This is a genomic window from Aquabacterium sp., assembly GCF_014378415.1.
In the GTDB taxonomy this organism is placed as follows: Bacteria; Pseudomonadota; Gammaproteobacteria; order Burkholderiales; family Burkholderiaceae_C; genus Aquabacterium.
In genome coordinates, this window is sequence record NZ_JACMNS010000034.1 from 20,320 (window position 1) to 27,627 (window position 7,308).

5 protein-coding genes are annotated in these 7,308 nt (G+C 64.6%); 4 read left to right on the plus strand and 1 reads right to left on the minus strand.

Annotated elements, in window-relative coordinates:
• Positions 1 to 42: 42 nt before the first annotated feature.
• The 3 genes from H7225_RS03825 (at position 43) to H7225_RS03835 (ending at position 4,551) form a co-directional block, all read left to right on the plus strand.
• Complete coding sequence (locus tag H7225_RS03825) at positions 43 to 2,442, plus strand: 3-hydroxyacyl-CoA dehydrogenase/enoyl-CoA hydratase family protein (RefSeq protein WP_290659459.1); 2,400 nt, start codon at positions 43 to 45, stop codon at positions 2,440 to 2,442.
• 17 nt (positions 2,443 to 2,459) lie between these two features.
• Positions 2,460 to 3,671: an acetyl-CoA C-acyltransferase gene (locus tag H7225_RS03830; protein ID WP_290659460.1), complete on the plus strand. Its 1,212-nt coding sequence runs from the start codon at positions 2,460 to 2,462 to the stop codon at positions 3,669 to 3,671.
• Positions 3,672 to 3,768: 97 nt separating this feature from the next.
• On the plus strand, positions 3,769 to 4,551 hold the full coding sequence (locus H7225_RS03835; protein ID WP_290659461.1) for an enoyl-CoA hydratase: 783 nt from the start codon (positions 3,769 to 3,771) through the stop codon (positions 4,549 to 4,551).
• A gap of 21 nt (positions 4,552 to 4,572) precedes the next feature.
• Here the strand turns inward: H7225_RS03835 and H7225_RS03840 are convergent, their stop codons facing one another.
• Positions 4,573 to 5,595, minus strand: coding sequence for a M12 family metallopeptidase (locus tag H7225_RS03840; protein ID WP_290659462.1), 1,023 nt, complete (start codon positions 5,593 to 5,595; stop codon positions 4,573 to 4,575).
• Between the two features lie 277 nt (positions 5,596 to 5,872).
• On the opposite strand from H7225_RS03840, the gene H7225_RS03845 reads away from it, so the two are divergent.
• The coding region (locus H7225_RS03845; RefSeq protein WP_366481286.1) for an AAA family ATPase at positions 5,873 to 7,308 on the plus strand (1,436 nt) is incomplete at its 3' end.

Below are 7,308 nucleotides of genomic sequence, written 5' to 3' on the forward strand. Positions count from 1 at the left end.
CACCATCTCCACATCCTTAGAGCGTTCCGCTAGGAGAGAACAATGAGTCGATTCAATGTCCGCAAGGTCGCCGTGCTCGGCGCCGGCGTGATGGGCGCGCAGATCGCCGCCCATCTGGTCAATTGCAAGGTGCCGGTCGTGCTGTTCGACCTGCCCGCCAAAGAAGGCCCCAAGAACGGGACCGTCACCAAGGCCGTCGAAGGCCTCAAGAAGCTCAAGCCCTCGCCCCTGGGCGTGACCGATGACGCTGTGCTGATCCAGCAAGCCAACTACGAAGAGCACCTCGAAGAGCTGCGCGGTTGCGACCTGATCATCGAAGCCATCGCCGAGCGCCTGGACTGGAAGGAAGATCTGTACAAGAAGATCGCGCCTTTCGTCAACGACCACGCGATCCTGGCGACGAACACCTCTGGCCTGTCCATCACGGCCATGGCCGATGTGCTGCCCGAGCAACTGCGTTCGCGCTTCCTGGGCATCCACTTCTTCAACCCCCCGCGCTACATGTACCTGGTCGAGTTGATCCCGACCGCGTACACCGATGCCGTGGTGGTCGACCAGCTCGAAGCCTTCGTGACCACGGCCGTGGGCAAGGGCGTTGTGCGCTGCAAAGACAGCCCCAACTTCATCGCCAACCGCGTGGGCGTGTCTGGCCTGTTGTTCACCATGATCGAAGTGAAGAACTTCGGTCTGCGTTACGACATCGTCGACGACCTGACCGGCAAGCGCATGGGCCGTGCCTCTTCGGGCACCTACCGCACCTGCGACGTGGTCGGCCTCGACACGATGACCCACGTGATCAAGACGCTGCAAAACGGCTGCGCCACGGATCCGTTCGCCGCCGCTTTCGCCACGCCTTCGGACGTGCAAGCGCTGCTGGACAAGGGCAATTTTGGCCAGAAGACCAAGGCCGGCTTCTTCAAGAAGGACGGCAAGGTCATCACCCAGTTCGATGAGAAGACGGGCGAGTACGTGCCTGCTGGCAACAAGGCCGACAAGGAAGTCACCGACATCCTGCGCAAGCCTGCCGCCGAGCGCCTGAAGGCCCTGCGCGAGTCGAGCAACCCGCAAGCCCAGTTCCTGTGGGCGATGCTGCGCAACGGCTTCCACTACGCCGCGACCACTGGCGAAAGCATCGCTGACACTTGCCGCGACGTGGACCTGGCCCTGCGCTGGGGCTATGGCATGAAGCAAGGCCCCTTCGAGATCTGGCAAGAAGCTGGCTGGAAGCAAGTGGCCGAGTGGGTCAAGGCCGACATCGATGCTGGCAAGGCCATCACCAAGACGCCGCTGCCCGCCTGGGTGTTCGATGGCCGTGACGGCGTGCACACGCCTGAAGGTTCGTGGAGCCCCGCCAAGAAGACTTACGTGCCGCAACGCAAGCTGCCGGTGTACGACCGCCAGTACTTCCGCGAAGACGTGGTGGGCTCGGGCGCGGTCTCGGCCGACACGGCTGGCAAGACCTTGTTCGAAGATGCTGCCGTCCGCCTGTGGACGCTGGACGACGAAGTGGTCATCGCGTCGATCAAGTCCAAGATGCACACCATATCTGGTGAAGTCACTGCGGGCCTGAGCAAGGGCCTGAAGCTGGCCGAAGAGAGCTACAAGGGCCTTGTTATTTGGTCGCAAGAGGGCCCGTTCTCGGCCGGTGCTGACCTGCAGTCCATGATGCCTGCCTTCATGTCCGGCGGCGGCAAGGCCATTGCCCCGTTCGAGAAGGAACTGCAAGACTTCATGCTGAGCCTGCGCTACAGCAACGTGCCTTCCGTGGCGGCCGTTCATGGCTTGGCCTTGGGTGGTGGTTGCGAGCTGGCGGTGCACGCTTCCAAGCGCGTCGCTGCGATGGAAAGCTATGTGGGCCTGGTGGAAGTCGGCGTGGGTTTGATCCCCGGCGGCGGTGGCCTGGCTTACCTGGCCCGCCGCGCGGCCGAGCTGCTGGAGCCGTCCAAGGGCGTGTCCGGCCAGATCGGTGGCGACCTGATCGGTTTCATCAAGGAAGCCTCCCAGGCGGCCGCGATGGCCAAGGTGGCCACCTCGGCCATCGAAGCCCGCAAGTACGGCTACCTGCTGGACAGCGACATCATCGTGCCGAACAAGGACGAGCTGCTGTACGTGGCGATCGCCCAGGCCAAGGCCATGTTCGATTCGGGCTACCGTGCCCCGGCCAAGCGCCTGTTCCCGGTGGCTGGCCGCAACGTCAAGGCCACACTGCAATCCTCGCTGATCAACATGCGTGACGGTGGCTTCATCAGCGCCCACGACTACCTGATCAGCTCGGCCATCGCCGATGTCCTGACCGGCGGCGACGTCGATTACGGCACCCTGGTGACCGAGGAATACCTGCACGCCCTGGAGCGCAAGCACTTCTGCTCGCTGCTGGACAACCCCAAGACGCAAGAGCGCATCATGGGCATGCTGTCCACCGGCAAGCCCGTCCGCAACTGATCGATCGGAGCATCCAAATGACTCAACTTCGTGACGCCTACATCGTCGCCGCCACCCGCACCCCGATCGGCAAATCTGGTCGTGGCGTGTTCAAGAACACCCGCCCTGACGACCTGCTGGTGGCCGTGATCAAGAGCGCCCTGGCGCAAGTGCCCACGCTCGACCCCGCTGCCATCGAAGACGCCATCATTGGCTGCGCGATGCCCGAGGCCGAGCAAGGCATGAACGTGGCCAAGATCGCCGTGCTGCTGTCGGGCCTGCCCAAGACCGTGGCCGGTGCCACCGTCAACCGTTTCTGCGCCGCGGGCATCACCGCCATCTCCATGGCCGCCGACCGCATCCGCGTGGGTGAGGCCGAGGTCATGATCGCCGGGGGTGTCGAGTCCATGTCCATGGTGCCGATGGGGGGCAACAAGCCCTCCTTCAACCCGGCCATCGTGAACCTGGACGAGAACGTGGGCATCGCCTACGGCATGGGCATGACCGCTGAAAAAGTCGCCGAACAGTGGCAGGTGACCCGCGAAGAGCAAGATGCTTTCGCGGTGGAATCGCACCGCCGTGCGGTGGCTGCTCAACAAGCCGGCTTCTTCAAGGCCGAGACCACGCCGATCGAAATCGAAGTGCGCACACCCAACCTGGAAACGGGCGAAGTGACGATCACCAAGAAGATGATCACGCAAGACGAAGGCGCTCGCCCCGAGACCAGCCTGGAAGGCCTGGCCAAGTTGCGCGCCGTGTTCGCCGCCAAGGGCAGCGTCACGGCTGGCAACAGCTCGCAAACGTCTGACGGCGCTGGCTGCCTGATCCTGGCTTCGAAGGAAGCCTGTGAGAAGTACGGCTTGAAGCCCCTGGCCCGTTTCGTGAGCTTCGCCGTCAAGGGCGTGCCGCCTGAAATCATGGGCATCGGCCCGATCGAAGCCATTCCCCTGGCCTTGAAGTACGCCGGTTTGAAGGCCTCCGATCTGGACTGGATCGAGTTGAACGAAGCTTTCGCCGCGCAATCACTGGCCGTGCTGAAGGACCTGGACGCCAAGGGCCACGTGCTCGACCGCGCCAAGGTCAACCCCATGGGCGGCGCGATCGCCCTGGGCCACCCCCTGGGCGCCACCGGTGCCACCCGCGCAGCCACCGTGGTGCATGGCCTGCACCGCACGGGCGGCAAGTACGGCATGGTGACGATGTGCATCGGCACCGGCCAAGGTGCTGCCGGCATCATCGAACGCCTGTGATCCTGTGACGCTTCACCGTTGTTGAAGCTTGTGAAAAAGCCCGCCACCGTGCGGGCTTTTTCTTGACTTGCCCCTCTCTCACACTAGGAGACACCTCATGACCGAAGCCCAAGCCATCCTGGCCCACGTTGAAGCCGGCGTGCTAACGCTGACCTTCAACCGCCTGCACAAGAAGAACGCCATCACCACGGCCATGTATACCTCGCTGGCCGATGCCTTGACCGAGGCCGCCGCCGACAGCGCTGTGCGCGCCGTGGTGATCCAGGGCCACGAGCAGATCTTCACGGCCGGCAACGACCTGGCCGATTTCAGGAACAACCCGCCCTCCACCGACGCGGACAAGCCCGTGCCGGTGTTCCGCTTCCTGGAAGCCCTGCGCACCTTCCCCAAGCCCGTGGTGGCGGCGGTTTGTGGCCCGGCCGTGGGCATTGGCACGACCTTGCTGCTGCACTGCGACCTGGTCTACGCGGGCGACAACGCGGCATTCAGCCTGCCCTTCGTGAACCTGGGCCTGTGCCCCGAAGCGGGTGCCAGCCTGCTGTTGCCAGCCTTGGTCGGCTACCCGCGTGCCGCTGAAAAGCTGTTGCTGGGCGAAGCCTTCTATGCCGAAGAGGCCGTGGACATGGGCCTGGTCAACCGCATCCTTCCGCCGCACGAATTGGCGGGCTACGCCCAGGCTCAGGCCTTGAAGCTGGCGGCCAAGCCGCCCGAATCATTGCGCATCACCAAGGCCTTGATGAAGCAGTCGCACGCGGCGGTTTTGCCGGTTCTGATGAAGGAAGAGTTCCGCCACTTTGGTGAACTGCTGCGCGGACCGGCGGCCAAGGAAGCCCTCAGCGCGGTGATGGAAAAGCGCCGGCCCGACTTCTCGAAGCTGTGAGCTGACGAGCAGCGCGCGTGGTCAGCGCTTGACCACGGCGATGGTGTACTGGCCGGTGCCTGCCGTGCGGTCGTAGTGCCGCACCTGCACGAAGTAGTCGCCCGCCAACAAGGGCGTCGAGATGCGCGGGTTCAGGCCGTAGCCGCTGTCGTCGTCTTCGTCGATCAGGGCGGTGGCGCTGTTGGGCCCGAACAGCTTGAGGTAGACGTCGGTCTGGCCGCGCGTGTCGATCACGTAGACGCCTTCGGTGTCGGCGTGGAAGCGGAACAGGTCTTCTTCGCCGGCCTGGCCGATGTTGGCTTGCAGGCGCGGCGCCCCCACGGTCAAGGCCGTGGCACCGGGCAGGCCCGGGTTGGACTTGGGGTACATCTTGGCCCCGGCCACGAACTCCTTGTCCATCGATGACAGCACGTCGTTGGCGTGCGTGACCACGCCATTGGTCGTCCACTCGGCCGGGAAGGCGTACAGCATGATCGATTCGGCATCGAAGGCGGTGCCGTTGATCTGATCGGCCGCGTACTTGAAGAACACGTTGTGGCGCGTGGTTTCGGCATCCCAGAAGTTGGGTGGTCCGGCCAGGGCTTTCAGCACGGCCGCTTCGTTCCACAGGATGCCGCCAGCCGGGCTGGAATGCTCGTGCGCCAGGCCGATGGCGTGGCCAAACTCGTGAGCGGCGGTGCCGCCATCCAGGAAGCCCAGGTTCATGGTGGCCTGGTTGAAGGGCACGCTGTGCGCATCGGTGCCCACGGTGGACCAGGCTCCATCGTTGTCGTCGAAGGTGATGCGCAGGTCGGCCTGCGGCGCGTTGTTGAAGTCGAACTGGAGGTTGCACACCTTGGCCCACCACGCGGCCTGCTCGCGTGCTTTGGCCTGTTGCGAGGCAGTGCCGCCCATGAAGCGCACTTGCAGTGTGGAGCCGTTCACCCAACTCTTGCCCTTGGGGTTGATGGCACGCATGCGCCCGCCAGGGCCGACCATCAGTGTGCGGGGGCGCAGCAGGTCACGGGGGAGGATGTGGTCGAAGCAGCATTTGGGTGCGGGCATGGTGGGCTCCTGGGTGAGGCTGAAGGTTGGCGAAACGATCGGCCTCAGCATAGAAGTTTGGGTGTGGGGTGCCATCCCTAGTTCATGCTGCGAATTAGGGAGCGCCGCCCGCACGGCGTAGACTTTGAGTCCACGTTGTGAGGCAAAGGTATTCTCTATCCCCATGTACGCCAAATTCTTCGGACTGAAGCACGAACCCTTCTCGATCGCCCCTGATCCGCGCTACCTCTTCATGAGCGACCGGCACCGCGAGGCGCTGGCCCACCTGCTGTATGGCGTGGGCGGTGGGGGTGGCTTCGTGTTGCTCACCGGTGAAATCGGGGCCGGCAAGACCACGGTCTGCCGCTGTTTTCTGGAGCAAATCCCCCGGCGTTGCAACGTCGCCTACATCTTCAACCCCAAGCTGACGGTGCAAGAGCTGCTCAAGTCGGTGTGCGACGAGTTCCGCATCCCCTACCACCACCAGGGGCCGGGGGTGGAAACAGTCAAGGACTACCTCGATCCGCTCAACGAGTTCCTGCTCAAGACCCACGCTGTGGGACAGAACAACGTGCTCATCATCGACGAGGCGCAGAACCTGTCCGCCGATGTGCTGGAGCAGTTGCGCCTGCTGACCAACTTGGAGACCAGCGAGCGCAAGTTGCTGCAGACCATCCTGATCGGCCAGCCCGAGTTGCGCACCATGCTGGCCCAGCCCGAGCTGGAGCAACTGGCGCAACGCGTGATCGCGCGCTTCCACCTGGATGCCCTGTCCGAGGCCGAAACCGCGCAGTACATCCGCCACCGCCTGGCGGTGGCGGGGCTGGCCCGGGGCAAGCTCTTCGACGGCCAGGCCGTGGAGCGCGTGCACCAGTTGTCGCGCGGCATCCCACGCCGCATCAACTTGCTGTGCGACCGGGCCTTGCTGGGTTCGTATGCCGAGGGCAAAAGCCGCGTTGACCGCGACATTGTCGAGAAGGCCGCGAGTGAGGTGTTCGACATCACCCGGGTGCTGGCGCCACCGCGCGCGGTGGCAGGGCGCATGCCGGCCTGGGGCTGGGGCCTGGTGGCCAGCACGACAGTGTTGGGTGTGGCGGGCATGGCCAGCGTGGCCTGGCTGCAGCACCGGTCCAACCCCACCACAGAGCCTGTGGTGGCCCAAGCCGCGTCGGCGCCGGTGGCTGCTGCGTCCCGCCCGGCGAGCACAGTGGTCGACGCGAGTCAGCCGGCCCCTGCCGCAGTGCCGTCCGCGCCCACCGTGGTGGCCGCGCCGGTGCTGAAAGCCAGCGCGGAGATCGCCTCGCTGTTCAGCGGCAAACAGCTCAATGAGCGCAAGGCCTGGCTGGAACTGGCGCAACTGTGGAAGCTGCCTATGGCCGAGGGCGATCCCTGCACTCAGGCCCAACAAGCCAATGTGCATTGTTTTCGCAGCAGCCGAGGGCTGGGGCTGATCCGGCAACTGGACCGGCCTGGCTTCCTCACCTTGAACGACGAAACCGGCCACGCCACTTACGCCTTGCTGACCAGCCTGGACAAGCAAAGCGCGACCCTGAGCATGGGCGGCGTGACCAAGACGGTGCCGTTGGCGACCTTGCTGAAGGTGTGGCGCGGTGATTTCGCGACCTTCTGGCGCGCGCCACCGGGCTACCTGCAATCCATCGTGGATGGCAATGCGGGCCCGCTGGTGGACACCCTGGTCACGCGCCTGGCCATCGCGCAAGGAGAGCCCGTGAC